We start from the raw sequence: 22,419 nt of genomic DNA, 5'->3' as shown, positions 1-22,419 counted from the left end.
ATACCGGGAACCAGGGCCCCTGAACCCGGAACCCGTGAATGGCTGCCTGATCGATACCCGGCCTTGTCGAATTCAGCACACATGATTATTTTTTTCGGTCGGCATGAATGATTGCAGACCGGGACAAAAATATGAAACCGCTTCCTCCAGCCGTTGTTGAAAACGTTACGTTCGTCGTCCGGATCGCACTGGGGGCGATTTTCCTGTTTTCCTGCGCCGGCAAGATCGCCGACCCGGCGGCCTTTGCGGCAATTGTGACCAACTACCAGCTGCTTTCGCCGCCGCTGGTTTCAGCAACAGCCGTGGTTTTCCCCTGGATCGAGGCGGTGTGTGGACTGGCGCTGGTTTTCGGACGGCTTGAAAAGGGTGCGTCGCTGATGATATGCTTGATGATGGTCGTCTTTACCGGGCTCCTCCTCTATAACCACTTTCGTGGATTGAACATCGCCTGTGGTTGTTTTTCACTGGCGGCCAGGGAGCCATCGAATATCACTGTGAATGCGCTGCGAAACCTGTTTATTCTGGCAGCCGGGGCATGGGTCCTTTATTTTTCAAGACAGCAGCGGCAGCCGTCCGTTCAATGATCGGGGTGCTTTTATTGTAACCGGACAAGGGTTAGGCGGCTCACCAGCAGAGACAGCTATCATTCGAGATTGCCAGCAGCACCGGAGGATTGACCGCAGGCATGTTTACAGAATCGATTTCCTATCCCGCAGCCCTGTTCGCAGGCCTGCTTTCGTTTTTCTCCCCGTGCATCCTGCCGCTGATACCGGCCTATTTTACCTTTATCACCGGACTTTCATTGGATGAATTAACCGGCGCCCGGACCATGGGCGTCCGGGGTCAGGTCATCCGGGCAACCTTGAGCTATGTCCTCGGTTTTTCATTGGTTTTCGTCCTTATGGGCGCTTCCGCCTCATTCATCGGTGGGACCATCTTCCACTACCGGGACTGGATACGGATCGTCGGAGGCATTCTGATCATCCTTTTAGGCATTCATATGACCGGATTGATCCGGTTCGGGTCTCTGGAATTCGAACGGCGGCTTCAGGTACAGAAGAAGCCCCTGCATGTTATGGGGACCTTTTTCGTGGGAATGGCCTTCGGGGCCGGGTGGAGCCCATGCATCGGCCCGCTGCTGGGATCCATCCTCATTGTGGCGGGCAACCAGGAAACAGTGGCCGATGGCATCGGGTTGCTGTCCGTTTATGCCGCCGGGCTGGCAATACCTTTTTTGGTGCTTGCCGTATTTGTCGATTCACTATTATCCTTCATTAAAAAGGTATCCTGGTCGATAAAGTATATTAACTTGACCGCAGGCCTGCTGCTGCTGATCCTCGGCCTGCTGCTGGTTACTGATAAACTGAATCTGATCAGCGCATAGGATACGTGGTGTTATGAAAAACAGATGCAACCTGGCGACAATTGCCCTGACGATAGTGCTGACCCTGCTCACCGGTGCGGTTGGTGCATCTGGAACCCAGACCGGAGACGCCGGCATCCAGTGGCTTTCCTACGCCGAGGGCAGGCAACGGGGAGAGGCCGAAAACAAGAAAGTGTTTCTGGTCTTTAATGCAGACTGGTGCCGCTATTGTCTTCAAATGGAAAAGGAGACGTTTCAAAACCCCACGGTCATTGCCTACGTCAACCGCAACTTTGTACCGATCAGCGTCAACTCGGACCGGGAGCAGGACATTGCCGCCAAGTACAATGTCAGGGGGCTTCCCAGCACGTGGTTCATTTCGGAAAACGGAGACAGGATTGGGAATCGTCCCGGGTATATTGCTGCGGATGAGATGCTGAAGATCCTTAAGTATATTGGTTCCGACAGCTACCTGACCATGAGTTTCCAGGCTTTCGTGGACAAGGGGAAGTAGGGCGATCAAACCGAAAGGGCGATATCAATCAGCGATCGGATCGATCTGGGCTAACCTCTTCTGATCAGTCGAATGAGAGTGGAGATGGTGATCGCCAGTGACAGGATTCCCAAGAGACAGGGGACCCAGATGTAATCTTGATAACTGGTCGTATCCAGCGCTGCGGCAACGCCGGTGATGCTGAACAGCAGAACCGCCAAGGCAAAAGCCAGGGTCAGCACCATGGCGGGCCCCGTGTCGTACCATGGGATAAAGGCCTTGCGGAAAAGGAGTTCGCTTTTAAATTTCACTTTCACGCATACCTCCGGAGCTTGTCAGCAAATGATCCTATCAAGCAATAAAGAACGAGGGCACCTGAACAGGCGGCTCTTTAATCGGCGGCTTCTTTTGACAGTTGCCGCGCTGGGGATGGCTGCTATCGGTGGATGTGCCGTGACTCCGAAGACGCTCTCCATCAAGGACAATCCGACCCGCCTGATGGAAAATACCATCCTGAAAACAGCCACGGTGTCGGTGGTGTCCCGGGAACGACTGATCGCCGATCTGGCCGATACCCGGGTGGTCTATGTGGGAGAAAGCCATACGAACCCTTACCACCACGCCATTCAACTGGAAGTCATCAAAGCGCTTGCGCCGACCACCACGCAGTTGGCCATCGGCATGGAGATGTTCGATCGCACCTACCAGCCGGTGCTGGATAAGTGGACGGCCGGGGAGCTTGACCAGACCGAATTTATTGAAAAAACCCACTGGTATGCCAACTGGCGCTTCGATTTCAATCTTTACCGCGATATCCTGGAATATGCAAAGGAAAAAGGACTTCGGATCATCGCCCTGAATGTACCTTTTCACATCCCCGGCAAGATCAGCGTGGGTGGCATCGCCAGCCTGTCCGAAGATGATCGCCGGCACCTGCCCGAAAAGGTGGACACCTCAGTAGCCGCCCATCGGCAATACGTGGAGGAGATTTTCAATCTGCACACCATCCCGGGTCGGGAAAACTTCTCGTACTTCTATGAAGCCCAGTGCACCTGGGAAGATGCCATGGCCGACGCTGTCGCCGACAACCTGGGGTCGGGAAAGATGGTGGTTATCGCGGGAAACGGGCATATCATCCGCAAATTCGGTGTTCCCAATCGGGCCTTTGCCCGATCCCCGGCCCCTTTCCAGACCATCTACCTCGCGCCGGTAGGCGACGAGGCCGAACTATCCTGGGCCGATTACCTGTGGGTAACCCCGGAGACGCCCATGCCCCATAGACGGATGATGGGCAGTACTACTAAAAAATGATGGCAATCCCGTGCTGTTCCTCTTGTAGTTAGGCGTAAATGTCAACGGTCAAAACCAAATACAAAATGGGCGGCCATCCTTGAATTGACCGTTGAGCGTCTGCCTTCTGCATTCTCGATCCCCGACATGGACGTACGTCCAGAAGTGGTGGATGGTGGTTCAGGCCAAGGCCGCAGCGATGGCAACCCGCAGGTGTGGCAGCGCGACGTCGAGGAGTAGCCAGAGCGAGAACGCCGGCATGGGTCAAAAGGCGCCGCTGCTGGATGTCCGCCGCTTAGCCGCACTTGGTAAATCCGCAGAAGTGACAGGTCATGCACCCTTCTTCGAAGCTGATGGTCTGGCTGCACTCGGGGCAGACCTCGCCCATCAGGCTGCCCCCCGTGCGTTTCGTTTTCTCACCTTTTAAATAATGCTGTTCCAGTACCCGGGCGATCGCATCTGGGATGGAGAGCACCAGACCCCCATTTTGGAAAACGGGGTGCTCGCCGCCGATCCCCTTGAGCTGTTCCACCACCTTATCCACGGTAACACCCGATCGAAAGGCCAGGGAGACCAGTCGCCCGATGGCCTCGGTCTTGGCGGTGGTGGACCGGCCCGATTTGCCGATAGTGGCGAAGACTTCGAAAGGTTTGCCGTGGTAATCGGTCACCGTCACGTAGAGTTGCCCAAGTCCGGTCTTTACGCGGGTGGTAAATCCGTTCAGGGTATCGGGCCGCTTGCGCACAGCGGTCATGAAGGCATCCTCCGTCTTTTCGGCCGCCGAAAACGAGAGCACCTGGTTTTCCTTGCTGCCATCCCGGTAGATGGTAACGCCCTTGCAGCCCAGTTCCCAGGCCAGGTCGTAAATCTTCTGCACATCCGCCACCGTGGCGTCCCGGGCCAGGTTGACCGTCTTGGATACGGCGTTGTCCGTGTGCTTTTGAAAGGCCGCCTGCATGCGCAGGTGCCACTCCGGCGAGATGTCGTGGGCGGTGACGAAGACCTGCTTCACCGCATCCGGGATATCGTCCATGTGGGCGATGGTTCCGGCACCGGCAACGGCCTCCATGAGCGCCTCGGAGTAGAAACCCTGCCGCCGGGCCGCAGCCTCGAAGTGGGGATTGACCTCCGTGAGTTTGTCGTTGTCCATGACGGTGCGTACGAAACTCAATGCAAAAAGCGGCTCGATGCCTGACGAACAGTTGCTGATAATGCTCAGTGTTCCGGTGGGGGCGATAGTCGTCGTGGTGGCATTGCGATAGGCCGACTGGCTGTCACCGCGGTAACGACTCTGCTCATAATTGGGAAACACCCCGCGTTGCTCGGCCAGGGCAAGAGAGGCCCGGTGGGATTCGGACTGGATAAACCCCATGACCTCCTCCGCCACGGCCAGGGCCTTTTCGCTGTTGTAGGGAATGGCCAGCTGGAATAGCAGGTCGGCAAAACCCATAATTCCCAAGCCGATCTTGCGATTCCCCTTCACCATCGCATCGATGGCCGGTAAGGGATAGCGGGACATGTCGATGGTGTTGTCCAGAAAGCGGACCGATGTCCAAACGGCCTCCTTCAAGGCGTCAAAATCGATTCTTGCCTCGCCCTGGTCCTCGATGACGAACTTGGAAAGGTTGATGGATCCTAAGTTGCAGGCCTCCATGGGCAGCAATGGCTGTTCACCGCAGGGGTTGGTACTCTCGATTTCGCCCAACGCGGGCGTGGGGTTGTCCCGGTTGATGCGGTCGAGAAATACGATCCCCGGATCGCCGTTTTTCCATGCCTGTTGAATCAACGCCGAATAGACCTCCCTGGCATTGAGCGTCCCCACCGTCTGACGATCCCGGGGATCCACCAGGTCGTAATCGCCGTCGGCTTTGACCGCCGCCATGAATGCTTCGGTAATGCCCACGGAGATGTTGAAATTGTTCAGCTCGGTATTGGTGGATTTGCAGTGGATAAACTCGACGATGTCCGGGTGATCCACCCGCAGGATCGCCATGTTGGCGCCGCGGCGGGTCCCCCCCTGCTTGACCTGTTCGGTGGCGGTGTTGAAGATCTTCATGAAGGAAATGGGACCGGAGGCGATGCCGCCGGTGGTACCCACCATGGAGTTCTTGGGCCGCAGCCGGGAAAAGGAAAATCCGGTGCCGCCGCCCGATTTGTGAATAATGGCAGCATTTTTGAGCGAGTCGAAAATACCCTCCATGCTGTCTTCGATGGGAAGCACGAAACAAGCCGCCAACTGCCCCAGGCGCCTGCCGGCATTCATCAGGGTGGGCGAGTTGGGCAGAAACTTGAAATCGGTCATCAGGGCATAGAACTGCTCGGTGACTTTCTGGATGTCGGCGTTCTCGTCGTATTTTTTTTCTGCCTGGGCGATGTGCCGGGACACCCGGTGAAACATCTGCGCCGGCGTCTCCTGGATCCTGCCCTCCGTATCCTTCTTCAAATAGCGCCGCTCCAGTACGGTCCTGGCGTTGGAAGAAAGGTCGATGCCGTTCCTGATGAACATGTCCCGGGTCAATCTCACCGGCCCTTGGGCATTCAGGCCGTACTCGGCCAGCTTGGCCTTGACCATCTCATCAACCATTGGCGAAGAAATGTGCCGAAGGTCCATGCGATCGATGGTGGATCGAATGAACCGGGCGATCTCTTTGGCCTGACTCTTGTTGACGGCATTGGCGCCGATAAGGCTCTTGCAGAAAACCTGGTCATCCCACACGTGGGTGTTCAGGTCCACGTTTCCGTCGTCTACGATGAGAATTTTCTCTTTCTGTGCCATAGGGGGTCACAACTCCAAAATAGGGTAAGCGGTTTATAAACCTGATGCCCGGATCCAGAACCCTGGTTCCGCTTGCAAGACGTCGGGGTTAGGGCGGCTCGCATCCATCTCCGATTTTAACGGGAAAAAGAAACCCCAGGCACCTGCAAGTGACGGTTTAGGGGTTTCTCTAGTGTGGGAATCCTGCCCGAATCGGACGTAATGCCGGCACGACACGCGGGGGGAAAGGGGACCTACCATTCAGGGTCAACACGATGGAAACAGTCAATGCCGCAACCCTGCCGCACCAGCATTTAAATTAATTTCTCATACAACATATTGTATGTCAAGCAACTTTTAGCACAACATATACCCACAGCAGGCGTTCAGGAAAAACCGGCGCTGTTTGACCGAAAGTTACCCCAGGTGATCCCAAACGGGTTTGTTTTATAAGCAAACACAGCAAGTTGCCTGCTCCTGCGCAGGCCGGCCGAAGCCACAACATATGGAAAAAGCTCCTTGACAGACAACAACATCTTGTTGTATGAAGCCCATTACCGCCTCGTTGTCCATGGGGCTGGAATTACACCAAATCCGAAATTGCCCGATATGTTGCACCCCCTGAAAAAAAGGCCGGCTGCGGCTTTTTTTTCGTCGTTTCAAACCACCAATAGCGAATGCTGTACCCGAGGAGATGCCCGTGATTGAGCAGATCAAAAAGCGTGACGGCCGAATTGTCGAGTTTGCCCCCTCCAAGATTACCGCGGCCATCGCCAAGGCCGGCCGTGCCTCGGGAGAATTCGGGGAACGGGACGCCAAGAAGATGACCCTGCGGGTGCTGACCCTGGCCCATGAGCTTCGCATGGGATCCACTCCCGAGGTGGAGGAGATCCAGGATATCGTGGAGCGGGTACTGCTTGACTCCCCCTACTATAAGACAGCCAAGGCCTACATCATCTACCGGGAGCAGCATGCCCAGATCCGGCGCATTGCTACCGAGGCCCAGGTGGACCTGGTGGAACACTACATCCGCAAGCTGGACTGGAAGATCAAAGAGAACAGTAACATGTGCTACTCCCTCCAGGGGCTCAACAACTACATTTCATCGGACGTCACCGCCGAATACTGGCTCAACAAGATCTATCCGCCGGAAATTCGGCGGGCCCATGCCGAGGGCGACATTCATATCCACGACCTGAGCCTGCTGTCGGTCTACTGCGTCGGCTGGGATCTCACCGACCTTTTGCGCAACGGGTTCAAGGGCGTCGAGGGCAAGGTCGAAAGCGGGCCGCCCAAGCACCTGCGCTCAGCCCTCGGCCAGATCGTCAATTTTTTCTACACCCTTCAAGGGGAGGCGGCCGGCGCCCAGGCCCTGTCCAATTTCGACACCCTGCTGGCACCCTTCATCCGTTACGATAAGCTGAACTATGCCCGGGTCAAGCAGGCCCTCCAGGAGTTCGTCTTCAACATCAACATTCCCACGCGGGTGGGATTCCAGACGCCTTTCACCAATATCACCATGGATCTTTGCGTGCCGGGCACACTGAAGGACCACCCGGTGATCATTGGCGGCAAGGATAAAAAAACCACTTACGGCGAGTTCCAGCCCGAGATGGACACCTTCAACCGGGCCTTTGCCGAAGTGATGATCGAAGGCGACGCCAAGGGACGCGTCTTCACCTTCCCCATCCCCACCTATAACATCACCAAGGATTTCGACTGGGACAACCCCAACCTGGAAACCGTTTGGCGGATGACCGGCAAATACGGCATCCCCTACTTCTCCAATTTCGTCAATTCGGACATGTCTCCGGAAGACGCCCGTTCCATGTGCTGCCGCCTGAGACTGGACAACCGCGAACTGCTCAAGCGCGGCGGCGGTCTTTTCGGCGCCAATCCCTTGACCGGTTCCATCGGCGTGGTGACCATCAACCTCCCGCGGATCGGCCATGAAGCCAAGGATGAAACCGAATTCTTCGGCAGTCTCCAGGCCAAGGTGGACCTGGCCATTGAAAGCCTGACCATCAAGCGCAAAGTCCTGGAGCAGTTCACCGACAAGAACCTGTACCCCTATTCCAAGTTCTACTTGAGGTCCATCAAGAACCGCGCCGGCGTCTACTGGAAGAACCATTTTTCCACCATCGGCATCGTGGGCATGAACGAAGCCTGTCTGAACTTTCTGGGAACGGACATCACCACTGCCAGCGGCCAGGCCTTTGCCGTGAAGGTAATGGACGAACTGCGGGCCATGATCACCGAGATCCAGGACCGCACCGGAGATATCTTCAACCTGGAAGCAACCCCGGCCGAAGGCACCTCATACCGCCTGGCCATGATCGACAAGAAACGCTTCTCGGACATCCTTTGCGCCAACGAGGAGGACGTTCAAAAAGGAGCCGTGCCCTATTACACCAATTCCACGCAACTGCCGGTGAATCACACCGATGATATTTTCGAAACGCTGATGCTCCAGGACAACCTGCAGGTCAAATACACCGGCGGCACTGTACTGCATCTGTTTTTAGGCGAGCAGGTCACCGACATCGAGACAGTCAAGTCGCTGATCCGCAAGGTGTCGGACAATTACCATCTGCCTTATTTCACCCTGACCCCCACCTTTTCGATCTGTCCGTCCCACGGCTACCTCAATGGTGAACAGACCCGCTGCTCACACTGCAACCGCGAAACGGAAGTCTATTCCCGGGTGGTGGGGTACCTGCGGCCGGTGAAGCAGTGGAACGACGGCAAACAGGCTGAATACTGCCGCCGTCGCCCATTCAAGATCGCCCTCGGGGAGCCGGGGGTAGAGGCGGCCGTCGCCATGAAGGAAGATGTCCGGTGCAACCCGCCGATGGACGACCCCACCGAGGCGATCGATCCGGTGTGCACCGATGATGCCCTGCGGCAGATGGGGTCGGTATAGCACGAACATGATCCTGGCTGGTCTCCAGAAAAACTCCTTTATCGACTTTCCCGGCAAGATCAGCTGTGTCCTTTTCGTCACCGGCTGTAATTTCATCTGCCCCTATTGCCACAACGCCGACCTGGCCCGGGGCGAATACCCGGCGCGCTTTGAGTTGACCGCGATCATCGATTTCTTAAAATCCCGCCGGGGCATGCTGGAAGGCGTGGCGATCACCGGTGGAGAACCCACGCTGGACAGGGGTATCGTCGATCTTTGCCGGGCCGTCAAGGCGCTGGGATATCCGGTGAAACTGGATACCAACGGCAGTCGGCCAGGTGTGCTCCGTCAACTTATTTCGGAGCACCTGGTTGATTTTATCGCCATGGACATCAAGGCGCCCTTGCACGACTACTCCCCTTTCAGCCGAAACCCAACCATCCATGAGCAGATGACAGCGAGCATCCGCACCATCATGGAATCCGCCCCCGCCTACGAATTCCGCACAACCTGTGCCGCCCCATTTATCAACGGAACCACGGTTGAAGCCATTGCCAAATCGATCGAAGGCGCCGCGTGCTATGTACTCCAACCGTTCAACCGTCGTGCCGCTTGCCTTGATCCCGAATTCAACCAAAAGCAAGACCCAGGCCTCTCTGCGGACGAGATGCAACGGTTAAAACCCCGGGCCGCCCCCTTTGTAAAGCGTTGCGTGATCCGTTGATCACCCTTGAAATCACTTTCCTTTCCACGCATCCGAACGATTACGGTTTTTGCGCAGCAGCGTTACCGCCTTTTTCCCACCGGGATGGATCTTTCGGTTAACCCGGGTTTTCCCCAATCCCTGATCCGATCCTTCATTAAATTATATATTAAACAAGATCCGTATTTTATGTCCCAAGCGCATCGATTGTGGACAATCTGGCAAACCAATTGCTTTGGAACGGGTCAATCCATTGCCGGACCGTAAGTGGGTTTTTATTCGCACAGGAATCCGACCAGGAGAATTGTCTTGCAGAAAAACGTGAAACCATCGCTTTTTGCCATTGCCCGCATCAGTTCCTTTTTCACGCTCCTCTTCATATTGATGGCAACCACCGCCGCTGTGGCGGCCAATGTGACCTTTCGTTGGGATCCAACGGTTTCCCCCCACGAAGGTTACCGGGTCTTCGCCCGAAAAGCCGGCCAGGCTTACAATTACAGCCAGCCCAGTTGGCAAGGCGCTGCCACCACGTGCACCATCTACAATCTGCAAAATCAGACCGAATACTACTTTGTGGCCCGGGCCTATAACGGTAGCCTGGAAAGCGCCAATTCCAATGAAGTCCATTACGTTCCTCCCGTTGCGCAAAACGACGACGACGGCATGCCCGATGACTGGGAAGTCCGCTTCGGCCTTGACCCCCGGGTCGATGACGCCGACAGGGACCTCGATCGTGACGGTATCAGCAACCGCGATGAATTCCGCGCCGGTCTGGAGCCTGATGACCGGGGTGTGGGCGCCTCGCCGTTGAAACCCAAGCCGCAATTCCCGACATCCCATGAGCAGGTGGAGCGCAATCCCCTGCTCGACGCCGGTGATTTTTCCGATGCCGACGGGGATGCCCATATCGCCACCCAATGGCAGGTATACCAAGGCGGTTCGACAAAATGCCTGCTGGACGTAGTGACCGACCGCTGGCTCAACCTGGTGCGGGTCCCGCTTCTGCTGCTCAACGGCAACGGAACCTATAGCTGGCGAGCCCGTTTCTTCGACTCCGGCGGACGGGCGTCCGCATGGTCAGCCAGGGCGTACTTCACCACCCAGGCCGTAGATGGCGATCTTGATGGGGACGGCATTCGCGACGACCATCAGGGCGGCAAGGTCCAGGCCCAGGTAACCCGATCCTTCGCTTCACCGGCCATCGGCTGCGAACCGACGGACCTCGCCGTGGCATCCGAAGAGACCGTCGCAGAGATCGAACAGGTGGCCCTCATCGATCCGAACGAACTGGAAATCGACGAGACGACGCCGGCCATACTGCCTTCAGCCCTGCTGGCCTATAAACTGGTGCTTCGCCGCCCCGGCCAGCGCGCCCTGGTGACGATCGGCCTTTCCGATCCGGCACCTGCCGGCGCCACCTGGATCAAGTACGATGCGGTCAATGGGTGGCAGGATTATTCCCATCACGCGGCAATATCTGCAGACCGCCGGTCGGTGACCGTCGAAGTCAAGGACGGCAGTTTCGGCGATGCCGACGGTGTCGCCAACGGAATTGTCCTGGATCCGGCGGGGCTTTCCGCATCAGCGACGGCGTCCACTACCGCAGGAGGCGGTGGCGGCGGCGGGGGCGGGGGCGGCTGCTTCTTGACATCCATCCACAACGCAGCTGAGATGGAGCATGGCCCATTGCAGCGGATTCATCTAAAAATGCGCCAGTTGCTGACCATTATCGACAAATCCGAGCAGGCAAACCGCCATCACAGTGTGTTGCACTGAAGATGATTGTGGCGCGGCAGGGAAAATACTCGACTTAAAGGCGGTCGGTTCAAGATCATGAAACACCACCGACGCGAGTCGAGTCGACGCAGCAGTGATTGCAGCATAGCGGGCGAACCGGGATAAGCGATTCTGATCCTTACGGTGACCCGCCACCGCGGATTTTTGCAGCGAAGCAGCGATCTCGCTCACCGGAGACAGGCTAAGGGTTCACACCGGTGCATTGACCCGACAACCCATAAAAATTGTTTTACCACCCCTATATAATGTGATAGCAAAAAACTATGGCAACAACATAGAGTGTGATTAAATCAAAATAACAGGCCTGTCGAACCGATTTCAGCTGGTCTTCAACCAGGAAGGCAAGCCATGCAAATCAAAGCAAAGAAACAGAGACCGGTTGGCGGTCGGACCGCCGGTGAACAGCGAACCGGCATTGACCGCCGCAGACTCTCCTATGATTGGCATATTCCCGAACGCCGGGCCGCAGCGGACCGGCGGCTGAGCGGGAAATACGCCGGCAGCTGCCAGGGGGAATGGCGCGACATGCCGCCATATGGCTGAGGAATGGGTGCGCTCTTGGCGCAGTGCTGAAGGGTGAGTGCGTTTGGCCCTCCCCTTCAGCCGACTCCCATTCCCGCCCGACGGTACAGGTCGAAAAAGTGGTGGGTGGGACCGCATCCCTTCCCTAACGACAGGGCATTTGCAATCGCTCCGGTAATGTAGGCCTTGGCCTGGGTGACGGCGTCAAAAAACGGCTGGCCTTTCGCCAGGTGGGCGGCAATGGCCGACGAAAATGTGCAGCCGGTGCCGTGGGTGTTGCCCGTGTCTATCCGCCGGCTCTCCAGCAGCCTGAAGTCCTCTCCGTCAAACAGCACATCCGTGGCATTCCCCCGCCCCAGGTGCCCCCCCTTGACTACGACCCTTTTCGCCCCCAATGCCGATATTTCCCTCGCGGCGCTTTTCATCGCATCGATATCCGCGATCCTCCTTCCCAGCAGGGCCTCGGCTTCGGGCAGGTTGGGGGTGACCACCCGGGCCAGCGGAAACAGGTGCCGGACCAGGGCAGCCTGGGCATCGGGCTGAAGCAGGGCATACCCGCTTTTGGAAATCATCACCGGATCCAGAACCACCGGGGGAAGCCGTTCAATGCGGCCCAAGGCATCGGCGATGGTTTCTATCAGGGGGATACTGGCCACCATACCGATCTTGACGGCATGCACGGGGATATCGTCGAACAGGCAGACAATCTGGCCGTGAACGATCTCCGGCCGCATCTCCTGAATGGCATATACCTTCTGGGTATTCTGCACCGTCACCGCGGTCACGGCGCTCATGCCGAACACCCCCAACGCCTGAAAGGTTTTCAGGTCGGCCTGGATTCCGGCCCCGCCCGACGAATCCGATCCGGCAATGCTCAATGCCACACGCATATCGTTCTCCTGTCTGGTAATTATCGTGATAGAAAGAAAAATGGCGATCGAATCGATAAGCCATTTAATTTATTGAAACAGATGGATATCGTCAATGGAAAACCGGCCAGGCCGTCATCGAGAACGGCCATTGGAGGGAAAATGGCCAAAAAAAAATTCAGGTTTTCGGCCGCCTGCCGATAATGGTAGTAAAACGCCGTCAAATGATTGAACCGTCGGCCGAATTAGATAATATACCTTCACGCCGGCTTTCACCGGAATGACGAAAAACACCGATATCGCTGAAAAAAAGCATGGCCATCAACTTACACCGTCCGATCAGCCTGATGAACAATCCCCGCGGCGGGGCCGCCGGAATCATCATCGCCTTGGTGCTCGTGCTCGCCCTTGCCGGTGGCGGAGGTTTTTTGGCCTACGGCAAGTACTTTAAAAAGGAGCCGCTTCGATCCAAACTCGCTTCCCTGAAAGTCAAAGGGGAACTGATTCGCTTTACCCACGACCAGGTGTCCGGCGCCCTTTACCGCAACATGATCATGCTGGATGACATCCTGGTGATGATGGACGCGGAACTGGACCGGCTGAAACGCATCGGCAAGAAATTCCCCAATCAGCGCGGAATCGTCGCCTCCCAAACCGAAGAAATGCAGAAAGCCCGGGAACGCATGGCCCGGGTGCTGATCGATGTCAACGCCACCCTTGAAAAAATGTACGTCACCTGGCTGGTCGATCGTTCGGAAGGTACCGGCCAGATCCGGTCACAGAAAGGCACGCTCACCCGGCAGCTGGCCGACGCCATCCGCGGCGAGGCCGTACTGATCGGCCGCATCCGTACCAATCCCGACGCTGCTTCCTGACTTGCCATTTATCGGTAGGTTCGATAATCCACCCCGTACTTCTTGGCCTTGTAGGCAAATTTGCGCACCGTGGTCTTGAGGATTTCCGAAGCCAGGGTAATGTTGCCCCGGGTATTTTTCAAGGCGTCGATGATCATTTCCCTTTCCAGCGCCCCCACGGCATCCTCCAGGGAAAGATCCGGAAGGGTGCCGCTCTCCTTGCCTGTCTGAAGCGTGGGCGGCAGGTGGTAACTGTGGATGGCACCCTCTTCGCAGAGCAGCACGGCCCGCTCGATGCAGTTTTCCAGTTCCCGCACGTTTCCGGGCCAGTGGTAGGCCATGAGCATGTCGATGGCCGGGGTGGAGAGCCGCTTGACTTCCCGTCCGTTCTCTTCGGCGTACCGCTCCAGAAAGAAGTCCGACAGCAGCAGGATATCCGTTTTGCGTTCGCGCAAGGGGGGCATATAGATGGGAAACACATTGAGACGGTAATACAGGTCTCCGCGGAAGGAGTCCTCCTCCACCGCCTGTTCCAGGTTCTTGTTGGTGGCGGCGATGATGCGCACATCCACCTTGAGGGTCCGGTGGCCGCCCACCCGCTCGAATTCGCGCTCCTGGAGAACACGCAGCAGCCTCACCTGCACATCGGGTTCGATGCTGCCGATTTCGTCCAGAAAAATGGTGCCCTTGTGGGCCAGTTCAAACCGCCCGGGCTTCTGTTTGACCGCCCCCGTGAATGCGCCCTTTTCATGGCCGAACAGTTCGCTCTCGATGAGGTTGGTGGGAATGGCCGCGCAATTGACCTTGACGAACGGCCCTTTCGACCGCGTGGAGTTGTAGTGAATGGAGTTGGCCACCAGTTCCTTTCCGGTGCCGCTCTCCCCACGGATCAGGACCGTGGCGTTGCTGCGCGAAACCTGGCTGATCATCTGGTAGACTTCGCGCATTTTGTTGCTGTTGCCGATGATGTTGTTGATGCGGTACTTGTTTTCCAGTTCATCCCGCAGACGCTTGTTTTCCGCCCGCAGGGCCTCTTTTTCCAGGTGGATGGTTTCCAGGTTGATGGCATGGCGGGCCAGCATGGTGGCCACGACGGAAAGCAGTTTCGTGCCTTCCTCCAGAGGGTATTCAGGATCGTAGGCCCGGTCCACGCTCAGGGCACCCACCACCCGTTTGCCCTTTTGAACCGGTACACAAATGAACGAGACTTCACCCATCCCTTTGATTTTACGCGATGCGGTCCGGTTGAGAAACAGGGGTTCCTCACTGATTTTGGGAATGGCCACGGCCTCGCCGGTTTCGATCACCCGGCCGATGATGCCCTCGCCCAGCTTGTATTTCACCCGCTCCATGGCGCTTTTGGAAAGGCTGTGGGCGACCTCGATGTTAATTTCGTTTCTCAAGGGGTTGAGAATAGAGATGGTACCCCGCTCCATCTGCATGGACGTGGAGAGGATATCCAGCACCTTGTACATGGATTTTTTCAGGTCCAGATGCTCGTTTAGTGCATTGGATATCTCATAAAAAAGGGTTACTTGTTCAATGGCTTTCATCTTTTTCCTTTTCTTGACGCATGATGGAACTCAAAAAATGTATGACGGATTCCTGTTTACAACATTTTTGTAATCTCTGACAACCCCGGAATCCGATACCGGTCATTTTCTTTCCCTGCAGCTGCCATTTCATCTCCAGCAACCCTGGACGCCTAACATGTCTTGAAAGGAAAACAGGTAACCGGTAAAGTGGGTCTATGATTCTGCACATCGACATGGACGCCTTTTTTGCCTCGGTGGAACAACTGGACCGACCCGAACTGAGGGGACAAGCCCTGGTCGTGGGCGGCGACTCGGGCCGGGGAGTCGTGGCGGCCGCCAGCTATGAGGCCCGCCGATACGGCATCCACAGCGCCATGCCCATGTTCATGGCCAAAAAGCGCTGCCCCCGGCTGGTCATCGTACCCCCTCGCCGGGGCCGCTACAGCGAGGTGTCCCGATTGGTGATGGCCATCCTGGAGCGCTATTCGCCGGTCGTCGAGCAGGTTTCCATCGATGAAGCCTACCTGGATGCGGCCGGATGCGGTCGGCTTTACGGCACACCCCTTGACATGGCGCGCGCCATTAAGACCGAGATCCTGGACAAGGTGAACCTGACCTGCTCCATCGGCATTGCCCCATTGAAATTCCTGGCCAAAATTGCCTCGGACATGCAAAAGCCGGACGGCTTGACTGTCATCGACCGGGAAGCCGTTTCCGCTGTCATCGCCGCCCTGCCCGTGGAAAAGGTGCCGGGTGTGGGCAAGCATGCCCATCAGCAGCTGAGGCAGATGGGCATCGCAACGCTGGGAGACGTAAGAAAATCCGGCCGAACCGTTCTGGTGAAGCGGCTGGGCAAATTCGGCCATCGGCTGGTGGACCTTGCCCACGGCCGGGATGAGGCCGCCGTTACCCCCCACTCCCCCACCAAATCCATTTCTACGGAACGGACCCTGTCCGCCGACACCCGGGACCGGGAACGGTTGAAGCAGCATCTGCTGGCACAGAGCCAGGAGGTGGGGCGCCAGCTTCGCCGCCAGCGGTTTCTGGCCCGGACCATCACATTGAAACTCAAAGACAGGGACTTCAAGCAGACGACCCGCAGCGTCACCCTGGACCACCCCAGTCAGTCCTCGGAAACCATCTACCGCACGGCCGAGTCCCTGCTGGCCGGTCAGGCTTTGGACAAGGCGATCCGGCTGATCGGCGTTGGGGCATCGGCATTGATTGCCGACACCACGCCCCAACAGGCCTGCCTGTTTCCGGGCATTGAAAAAAAAGAGAGCGGATGGGAAAGAATTGACCGGGCTGTAGACCGGATTGCCGAACGGTTCGGCCATTCGGCCATTCACCGGGGATCGCTGACGCCGCCGGATGATCGGTCAATGGATTGAGGATCACAAAACGGGTTTCTGGTTTCCGAAATCAGACATCCGATATCCGTCCTCAGTCCTCCGCCGTCCGGCTTGCGGCGGCCATCAGCTGCCGCGGCTTAAACCGCCGCACCCGCAGGCGGAAAGCCTGCAAGGCGCCCATATCGCCTTGGCGGCCGTATCGCAGACGGATGTAGCTGCCAATAATTGCATCCACATCGCGCTCGAGTGCAGGATGCCGGTCCATCACCATGCGGCCATAGTCCAACGGCCCCTGGTGGGATGCTTTGGGAATGCCGGCAGTCGCCATCTTGTCCAGAAAACGGCCATAAATCTTCAGCACGTTGTCTTCGAGCGGTTTAGAGTCTGATTTTTTGCGCATGCCGCCCAGCATCATCACCCCGGCGACAAACAGCGCAGGCAGCACCATAAACAGCAGCCAGCCGCCTTGCCGTCCCGCAGAAATGCCTATCCGTTTCAAAAGCGCGATCTGGTCTTCGGCGGAAAAGCCCATGAACCATATGTTCCAGCGGGTATTCACGGTCTCCCAGGTCTGGCGCACGGTTTCGCTCAAACGGGACAACAGATCGTCCCGCGTACGGCTTAGAAACCAGAGCAGTTCCTCTTCGGCTAGGGCGCGTTCTATGCCGGCGTCGATACGGCCGGGGGCCACTGCGAAGGTCGGATCCACGCGCACCCAGCCCTGCCCTTCCTGCCACACCTCGCACCAGACGTGGGCGTCGGAATGGCGCACGGTCAGAAAATTGCCCAGGGCGTTCCACCTGCCCCCCTGATACCCGCCCACGATCCGCGTCGGCACGCCGGCCGCCCTCATGAGCACGGTAAAGCCGGTCGCAAAATGCTCACAAAATCCCTTGCGGCTGGCAAAAAGAAAATCGTCCACGGCGTGAACCCCCAACGGGTCCGGCTGCAGGGTATAGGAGAACCCATTTTCCTTAAAAAAGGCCATGGCTGCCGCCACCAGGGCGTCGGTCCCGCCATGGGTCAGGGCCCACCGGTTTGCCAGGGCAACGGCCTGTGGATTCCGGTTCAACGGAAGTTGCAGGTATGCGCCATCGGGCTCGTCGGCAGGATCCTGCAGGCCGTCCAGGAATGATGCCGCACCGTATCGAAAGCGCTGCCAGATGGGTCGACGGGCCGTCAGGGTGTGATCGTCCATGATGGTGGCCGCGGGGTTGGCCGTCACCGGCAGATCCAGGACGAACAGGTTCCGCTGGCCGTGTGGTTCGAGGATCACCGTGTAGCGGGACAGATCCGTGCCGCCGATACTGCCCCGGCGGATTGCCTGGCGGCTGGCGGGATACCATCCGGCCCCGTCAAAGCGCTGGAAGACGACTCCGCGCCAATAAAGCCGTTCCACATCAGGGACAGGCGAGTCGAAAGTCACCGCAAAGGCGGGTTCGTTCACCAGCACCAGTCGGGACACATCGCCGATGCGCAGGCTGCTGGAAAAACCGGAACGGCTCTGCTTGGCCCACGGGGAGACCCAGAAGCTGCCGGAAAGGCGTGGAAAGAGAAGGAAAAGCAGCACCATCAAAGGAACCGCCACAAGGATCAGCCTGGCCGAGAGCTTCAGCTGCCGGCCGATTGATCCCGTTGGATCGTTCACATGGATCAGCACGCCGGTGGTCGTCCAGACCGACACGAACAGGTAGAGCGTCATGGAAAGATTTTCGAAAACGAACAGGCTGGTGATGGTCAGAAAATAGGCCAGGAAGACCGTCACCATACTGTCCCGCCGGCTTCGGACCTCGAGGGGTTTGATTCCGGCCATCACGGCCAGCAGGGCGATAAAATCCCCGCCGTCAAAGCGCAGGCCGGCAAACATCAGCACCGCCGCCATGCCGACCATGAAAATCGTCAACCGGACGCCTCGCGACGCCAGGGGCCATCCGCGACGTTCCCGAAAAATCAGGTATCCCCACGAGACCGAACACCACGCTACGGTCCACCATGGCAGTTGAAGCACCAAGGGGGCCATGGCCAGCGCAAGGGCAAGCAGCAACGGGCGAATGGGCTGCCGCTGCATGGCTCAACCGTTTCCGAAAAGGGCCAGCGCCCGGAGGCATCGGTCCCGATGGACCCTGCCGTTGGCGGCGGGAAAGGTTTGTCCGGCCAGCCGCAGGCCGTAGCTGTGTCGCTGATGGTGCGCCTGGAGAATATGGAAACAGAGGATGGAGAGCGTTCTCTCCGTATCGTCGCCCTTGATGTCGTCAAAATCAAGCATCAGGCCGGCGCCGGCGTGGCCGGCAAAGGTTTTGACATGCAGCCCCCGGCCCCTCGAATAGGCCTGCCAGTGGATTCGCCGTAGTGAATCGCCGGGTTGGTAGGCCGACAGTCCCACAAAATCCTCGACGCCCTCGGTTTGCCCGATGTCGCCTTTTTGGTTGGCCGACACGGTCGTGTTTCCGGGCACCGGCGCAGAGACGGGCCGGGGGTAGACCAGGCACTTAAGCCCCGTGTCGATCCGCGCCCAGGCCCGGAACAATCCCAGGGGATAGTCGGACTCGATGCGCAGCCATCCCGGATCAAAAAGCCCCCGGCGGCCGGCCCTTGCGCCAACCAGGACCCGGGCCGGTTGCCGGGGCCTGAAATCCGCCCGGATACGATGCGTCGTTTTGAAATACCAGCAAAGGCCGGTTCGCGGGCGGTCCACATCGGCAAGCCGCAGGTCCACCTCCACGGGTTCACCGGCAAATACCGGCGTTGCCGTCACCGACACCAGTCGCAGGCCATAGAGCATGCTGTAGGTGTGCATCATGGCCGTCAGCCCGAGGCTGCCCAGTAGAAAAGTCAGTAAAAAACCGAGGTTGTTGTTGTAGTTGATCGACCCGATCAGCATGGCCCCCAGGACCGCCAGGTAAAGCACGCCGTAACCCGTGGGTAGAATATAGATGTTGCGTAAACCCAGGACCACCGGAACGGTCTTGTTGCCGCCCGCAAGGCGATAAAAGGTGCGTGCAATGGCCGACGTCACGGTATAGCCACCTCCTGGAACAGAATTTCCAGCCGCTGTGCCGGGATCTCCGCCAAGTCATCGCGGGACCTGAGGCGGTGGCCGACCACGCTGATCAATACGGCCTGGATGTCTTCGGGCAGGGCGTAATCCCGGCCGCTGATAAAGGCCCAGGAGCGGGCGGCATGCACCAGCGCCAGACCTGCGCGCGGTGACAGGCCCATGTGAAAGTGCCTGCCGTTACGGGAAAAATCCAGCAGGTCCTGGAGGTAGTTCAAAAAGGCGTCGGCCACGTGCACCTGGTCTACCTGTTTCTGGAGCGCCAGCACATCTTCGGGAGACAGACACCGTTTCATGTCCTTCAACGCCGGACCCTGCGTCCGGTCCCCGCCCAGCAGTCGCCGCTCCGCCTCACGATCCGGGTAGCCCAGTTCGATGCGCATCAAAAACCGGTCCAACTGCGACTCGGGAAGCGGAAAGGTACCGGACAATTCCATGGGGTTCTGGGTGGCGATGACAAAAAAAGGGGCGGACAACTCACGGGTCTTGCCGTCGCTGGTGACCTGCCCTTCCTCCATGGCCTCCAACAGGGCGCTCTGGGTTTTGGGGGTGGCCCGATTGATCTCGTCAGCCAGCAGCACCTGGGTGAAAACCGGCCCCGGATGAAAGACAAATGCACCGGTGTTCTGGTCAAAAATGGAACTGCCCAGGATGTCACCGGGCAGCATGTCGCTGGTGAACTGAACCCGCCTGAACTTCAAGCCCATGCAGCGGGAGAGCACCTTGGCCAGCGTGGTCTTGCCGATGCCGGGGATGTCCTCGATGAGCAGGTGCCCGCCGGCAAACAGGCAGGTCAGGGCCATGCGGATCTGCACCTCCTTGCCCAGCACCACCTGGCCGACCTGATCAACGATAGTTTCAAACTGCGATTGCATGCCCATAAGCGTGTCACCGGTGAAGATTGAAGGATCAGGCACGGCGCCCCTGTCCCCATTCGATTTAAAAATCGCTTTGTGGTCAAGATAAGCGCCAAACGGTAAAATCCAACCCCTATATCGGCCTTTTGGACGAATCCTGTAGCACGCGGGTACCCATCCGCCTGGCAGGCGGAAATTTTTTGCTATTGCCTGGAATATCCGTGATCTTGTTGGGGTATGTTTGGGATCTGCAGGTTTACCTGGGCAGCGATTGGCTCAATAATGACGAGTCGATGCTATTTGGCTAAACGTGGGTCGAAGTGATACACCAGCGGGCGCCCGATTTCGATCTTGGCAAAATCAGGGTGGGCCGGGTTGATCAGGTAGTTGAACTCTTCGGGGACCACAACGCTGGGCACCTTCAGTACAGGCGAGCGCTGCTGCTTGATCCAACGGTCACCGATGGCCTTGGTTTCAGGTGAGATGGGGCGGTGCTGCCAGTTCCGGGGATATTTTGCCGGCGGCAGGCTTTCCACCAGCACGGCATCGAAATATACGGGGATACGGACGAATACTTCCAGCAGCTTGGGAGAAGGCAGGTTGACGACCATTTCGATGGAGGCCAGCGCCAGGCTGCCGGCCGTGTAGATCACGGCCAATCCCTTGCTGTTCCAGCGCCCGCCGAAAAGCCTGGCGCCATCGCCGCTGAAGGCTTTGTTTTTATACCTGGATTCGACAATCCGCCAGGCCGTCAGGGTCACGTAAACACCCCATGTTCGATGCGTCCCAGCAGATCCTCCACCTCCTTGGCACCCAGTTCGGTGTCGGCATAATCCAGGGGAGCCACATCCCCTAAGGCCCAAGCCGGCTCCTTGAGCCACTTGCGTCCGAATTCGGGTTGGCTGAACACTTCCACCGCCTTGTCATAGAGCCGGGCGATGCGGAATACCCGTTCGGACTCTTCAAAGGAGAGCTGCCCGCTCTTTTTACGCCGGGCCAGGGTGCTCAGCGGGATTTTCAAAATCCTGCACAGCTCTTTTTCCGGGACCGCCAGGTTCTTGCACAACTGCCCGAATGTCTTCAGCGGCAGCCCTTTTTTGATCCGGGCGATCAACTGGGTCGTGTTCTGGGGTTTGATGCCGATGGATACGCCGTACATGACCACCTCGCCAATTTTAATTACCATTTGGTAAAATAATAGTTCCCAAATGGTATATTGTAAAGAGCCAATTTAAAGGGTAACGCTGTTGCCTTGCCTATCATGGCCAAGCGCCCCGGTTATGGCAGAAATTCAAACCGCCCGACACCGCCTCACAGACCCGGACGTGCGGTTTTTCTGCCTTCGCCTTGCATGAATCCGCCAAACTTCTGTTGGTATTCCCTTGGCCAGCATCCGCTTGGCCCGCTCCACCCTCAGTTGCTGCAAACACCCTAAAGGCTTGAAACCCGTACGAAGCTTAAATTGCCGTACCAGCGAACGGCGGCTGATGTTGAGTGTTTCGGCCAATCGGTCGTAATCGAATGCTTCGGTTTGATGCTGCTCGATGGACGCTTGCGCGCTAATGACCAGGGGGTCGCCGTGGTGTTGTGAAGCCCAAGAATGGTAACGCTTTTCATTGTTTTCCGTCCACCGATGGGTCATTGTCGTTATCAGCTTCATTTATGTCGTTTATGCCACTTTTCTTTTATCGGGACAACAGGTAGTGTCTAAACAGGATCAAATAACAAAAGGAGGGATGAATGACCGGTGAAAAGATAAAGGGCTTCCTGGCCCCGTGTGATTTGTGCTGCGAGACCTGTTTTGCCCATGTGGACGGAGATATTCGCCGGTACAGCTTGAAACCGAAGGAGAAATTAGGCAACTTCCGCATTTATGCCGAACGGTTTGAAACACCATTGGACGATCCGGTTTTCAAAAACTACCCGTGGGTGATGATCAACAGGAAGATAGGAGAAATAGGCTTGGACGCATTCCATACAAAAGCCAAGGTTCGTCCCAGGTATCCCTGAAACGGGCGGATGACAGGTTTGGTGGAAATGCTGGTTTTCGTATCGCATCGAATGGCCGGCGG

Annotated in this window: 21 protein-coding genes; 11 read left to right on the top strand and 10 right to left on the bottom strand. The window is 57.4% G+C overall.

The genetic code is table 11. The features are described 5' to 3' along the window. Positions 1–131: 131 nt before the first annotated feature. From ACZCED_RS10435 to ACZCED_RS10425, 3 genes are all read left to right on the top strand, one after another. Positions 132–584 carry a MauE/DoxX family redox-associated membrane protein gene (locus ACZCED_RS10435; RefSeq protein WP_462970091.1) on the top strand — a complete coding sequence of 151 codons (453 nt, stop codon included), beginning with the start codon at positions 132–134 and terminating at the stop codon, positions 582–584. A gap of 101 nt (positions 585–685) precedes the next feature. Then, complete coding sequence (locus ACZCED_RS10430) at positions 686–1,384, top strand: cytochrome c biogenesis CcdA family protein (protein WP_462970090.1); 699 nt, start codon at positions 686–688, stop codon at positions 1,382–1,384. A 13-nt stretch (positions 1,385–1,397) separates the two neighbouring features. Then, on the top strand, positions 1,398–1,877 hold the full coding sequence (locus tag ACZCED_RS10425) for a thioredoxin family protein (RefSeq protein WP_464860753.1): 480 nt from the start codon (positions 1,398–1,400) through the stop codon (positions 1,875–1,877). A gap of 50 nt (positions 1,878–1,927) precedes the next feature. On the opposite strand, the gene ACZCED_RS10420 is transcribed toward ACZCED_RS10425, so the two are convergent. Further along, positions 1,928–2,173, bottom strand: coding sequence for a hypothetical protein (locus tag ACZCED_RS10420; RefSeq protein ID WP_462970088.1), 246 nt, complete (start codon positions 2,171–2,173; stop codon positions 1,928–1,930). A gap of 136 nt (positions 2,174–2,309) precedes the next feature. Between ACZCED_RS10420 and ACZCED_RS10415 the strand changes: the two genes are divergently transcribed. Then, the gene (locus tag ACZCED_RS10415) at positions 2,310–3,167 is read left to right on the top strand and encodes a ChaN family lipoprotein (protein WP_462970087.1); all 858 of its coding nucleotides are present in this window, start codon (positions 2,310–2,312) and stop codon (positions 3,165–3,167) included. 274 nt (positions 3,168–3,441) lie between these two features. Here the strand turns inward: ACZCED_RS10415 and ACZCED_RS10410 are convergent, their stop codons facing one another. Next, positions 3,442–5,922, bottom strand: a complete 2,481-nt coding sequence (locus tag ACZCED_RS10410) for a vitamin B12-dependent ribonucleotide reductase (RefSeq protein WP_462970086.1) — start codon at positions 5,920–5,922, stop codon at positions 3,442–3,444. 679 nt (positions 5,923–6,601) lie between these two features. Here ACZCED_RS10410 and ACZCED_RS10405 point away from each other — a divergent pair. From ACZCED_RS10405 to ACZCED_RS10390, 4 genes are all read left to right on the top strand, one after another. Beyond that, on the top strand, positions 6,602–8,824 hold the full coding sequence (locus ACZCED_RS10405; protein ID WP_462970085.1) for a ribonucleoside triphosphate reductase: 2,223 nt from the start codon (positions 6,602–6,604) through the stop codon (positions 8,822–8,824). A gap of 7 nt (positions 8,825–8,831) precedes the next feature. After that, positions 8,832–9,527 (top strand): anaerobic ribonucleoside-triphosphate reductase activating protein, encoded by a 696-nt coding sequence (locus ACZCED_RS10400; protein WP_462970084.1) that lies wholly within the window; start codon positions 8,832–8,834, stop codon positions 9,525–9,527. A gap of 288 nt (positions 9,528–9,815) precedes the next feature. Then, complete coding sequence (locus ACZCED_RS10395) at positions 9,816–11,282, top strand: fibronectin type III domain-containing protein (protein WP_462970083.1); 1,467 nt, start codon at positions 9,816–9,818, stop codon at positions 11,280–11,282. Positions 11,283–11,651: 369 nt separating this feature from the next. Next, a complete protein-coding gene (locus ACZCED_RS10390; RefSeq protein ID WP_462970082.1) occupies positions 11,652–11,846 on the top strand; it encodes a hypothetical protein in 195 nt (64 codons plus the stop codon). 56 nt (positions 11,847–11,902) lie between these two features. On the opposite strand, the gene thiD is transcribed toward ACZCED_RS10390, so the two are convergent. Continuing rightward, positions 11,903–12,715: a bifunctional hydroxymethylpyrimidine kinase/phosphomethylpyrimidine kinase gene (gene thiD, locus ACZCED_RS10385; protein WP_462970081.1), complete on the bottom strand. Its 813-nt coding sequence runs from the start codon at positions 12,713–12,715 to the stop codon at positions 11,903–11,905. 293 nt (positions 12,716–13,008) lie between these two features. Here thiD and ACZCED_RS10380 point away from each other — a divergent pair, with 293 nt between their 5' ends. After that, on the top strand, positions 13,009–13,569 hold the full coding sequence (locus ACZCED_RS10380; RefSeq protein ID WP_462970080.1) for a hypothetical protein: 561 nt from the start codon (positions 13,009–13,011) through the stop codon (positions 13,567–13,569). 8 nt (positions 13,570–13,577) lie between these two features. Here the strand turns inward: ACZCED_RS10380 and nifA are convergent, their stop codons facing one another. Next, positions 13,578–15,101 carry a nif-specific transcriptional activator NifA gene (nifA, locus tag ACZCED_RS10375; RefSeq protein ID WP_464860752.1) on the bottom strand — a complete coding sequence of 508 codons (1,524 nt, stop codon included), beginning with the start codon at positions 15,099–15,101 and terminating at the stop codon, positions 13,578–13,580. A 197-nt stretch (positions 15,102–15,298) separates the two neighbouring features. On the opposite strand from nifA, the gene dinB reads away from it, so the two are divergent. Beyond that, on the top strand, positions 15,299–16,474 hold the full coding sequence (gene dinB / locus ACZCED_RS10370) for a DNA polymerase IV (protein ID WP_462970853.1): 1,176 nt from the start codon (positions 15,299–15,301) through the stop codon (positions 16,472–16,474). 52 nt (positions 16,475–16,526) lie between these two features. Here dinB and ACZCED_RS10365 read toward each other — a convergent pair whose 3' ends face one another. The 6 genes from ACZCED_RS10365 to ACZCED_RS10340 form a co-directional block, all read right to left on the bottom strand. After that, a complete protein-coding gene (locus ACZCED_RS10365) occupies positions 16,527–18,503 on the bottom strand; it encodes a transglutaminase TgpA family protein (RefSeq protein WP_462970854.1) in 1,977 nt (658 codons plus the stop codon). 3 nt (positions 18,504–18,506) lie between these two features. Then, positions 18,507–19,451 (bottom strand): DUF58 domain-containing protein, encoded by a 945-nt coding sequence (locus tag ACZCED_RS10360; RefSeq protein WP_464860751.1) that lies wholly within the window; start codon positions 19,449–19,451, stop codon positions 18,507–18,509. Further along, positions 19,448–20,407 (bottom strand): AAA family ATPase, encoded by a 960-nt coding sequence (locus ACZCED_RS10355; protein WP_464860750.1) that lies wholly within the window; start codon positions 20,405–20,407, stop codon positions 19,448–19,450. The genes ACZCED_RS10360 and ACZCED_RS10355 overlap by 4 nt, the downstream gene beginning before the upstream one ends. A gap of 236 nt (positions 20,408–20,643) precedes the next feature. Then, positions 20,644–21,108, bottom strand: coding sequence for an RES family NAD+ phosphorylase (locus tag ACZCED_RS10350; RefSeq protein ID WP_464860749.1), 465 nt, complete (start codon positions 21,106–21,108; stop codon positions 20,644–20,646). Further along, complete coding sequence (gene parS / locus ACZCED_RS10345; RefSeq protein WP_462970858.1) at positions 21,105–21,533, bottom strand: type II RES/Xre toxin-antitoxin system antitoxin; 429 nt, start codon at positions 21,531–21,533, stop codon at positions 21,105–21,107. The genes ACZCED_RS10350 and parS overlap by 4 nt, the downstream gene beginning before the upstream one ends. A 105-nt stretch (positions 21,534–21,638) precedes the next feature. Continuing rightward, on the bottom strand, positions 21,639–21,989 hold the full coding sequence (locus ACZCED_RS10340; RefSeq protein WP_464860760.1) for a helix-turn-helix domain-containing protein: 351 nt from the start codon (positions 21,987–21,989) through the stop codon (positions 21,639–21,641). Positions 21,990–22,087: 98 nt separating this feature from the next. Between ACZCED_RS10340 and ACZCED_RS10335 the strand changes: the two genes are divergently transcribed. Beyond that, positions 22,088–22,357, top strand: coding sequence for a hypothetical protein (locus tag ACZCED_RS10335; RefSeq protein WP_464860748.1), 270 nt, complete (start codon positions 22,088–22,090; stop codon positions 22,355–22,357). Positions 22,358–22,419 lie beyond the last annotated feature (62 nt).

It is taken from the genome of Desulfosarcina sp. (assembly GCF_055467485.1).
The sequence above is the reverse complement of the archived record's forward strand: the minus strand, read 5'-3'. Positions and strand labels throughout refer to the sequence as shown.

Bases quoted from the DNA above. Each gene is read 5' to 3' on its own strand.
- ACZCED_RS10335 (WP_464860748.1), top strand. From the start codon at position 22,088: ATGACCGGTGAAAAGATAAAGGGCTTCCTGGCCCCGTGTGATTTGTGC.
- ACZCED_RS10400 (WP_462970084.1), top strand. From the start codon at position 8,832: ATGATCCTGGCTGGTCTCCAGAAAAACTCCTTTATCGACTTTCCCGGC.
- thiD (WP_462970081.1), bottom strand. From the start codon at position 12,715: ATGCGTGTGGCATTGAGCATTGCCGGATCGGATTCGTCGGGCGGGGCC.
- nifA (WP_464860752.1), bottom strand. From the start codon at position 15,101: ATGAAAGCCATTGAACAAGTAACCCTTTTTTATGAGATATCCAATGCA.
- dinB (WP_462970853.1), top strand. From the start codon at position 15,299: ATGATTCTGCACATCGACATGGACGCCTTTTTTGCCTCGGTGGAACAA.
- ACZCED_RS10380 (WP_462970080.1), top strand. From the start codon at position 13,009: ATGGCCATCAACTTACACCGTCCGATCAGCCTGATGAACAATCCCCGC.
- ACZCED_RS10340 (WP_464860760.1), bottom strand. From the start codon at position 21,989: ATGACCCATCGGTGGACGGAAAACAATGAAAAGCGTTACCATTCTTGG.
- ACZCED_RS10390 (WP_462970082.1), top strand. From the start codon at position 11,652: ATGCAAATCAAAGCAAAGAAACAGAGACCGGTTGGCGGTCGGACCGCC.
- ACZCED_RS10410 (WP_462970086.1), bottom strand. From the start codon at position 5,922: ATGGCACAGAAAGAGAAAATTCTCATCGTAGACGACGGAAACGTGGAC.
- parS (WP_462970858.1), bottom strand. From the start codon at position 21,533: ATGGTAATTAAAATTGGCGAGGTGGTCATGTACGGCGTATCCATCGGC.
- ACZCED_RS10365 (WP_462970854.1), bottom strand. From the start codon at position 18,503: ATGCAGCGGCAGCCCATTCGCCCGTTGCTGCTTGCCCTTGCGCTGGCC.
- ACZCED_RS10425 (WP_464860753.1), top strand. From the start codon at position 1,398: ATGAAAAACAGATGCAACCTGGCGACAATTGCCCTGACGATAGTGCTG.
- ACZCED_RS10435 (WP_462970091.1), top strand. From the start codon at position 132: ATGAAACCGCTTCCTCCAGCCGTTGTTGAAAACGTTACGTTCGTCGTC.
- ACZCED_RS10430 (WP_462970090.1), top strand. From the start codon at position 686: ATGTTTACAGAATCGATTTCCTATCCCGCAGCCCTGTTCGCAGGCCTG.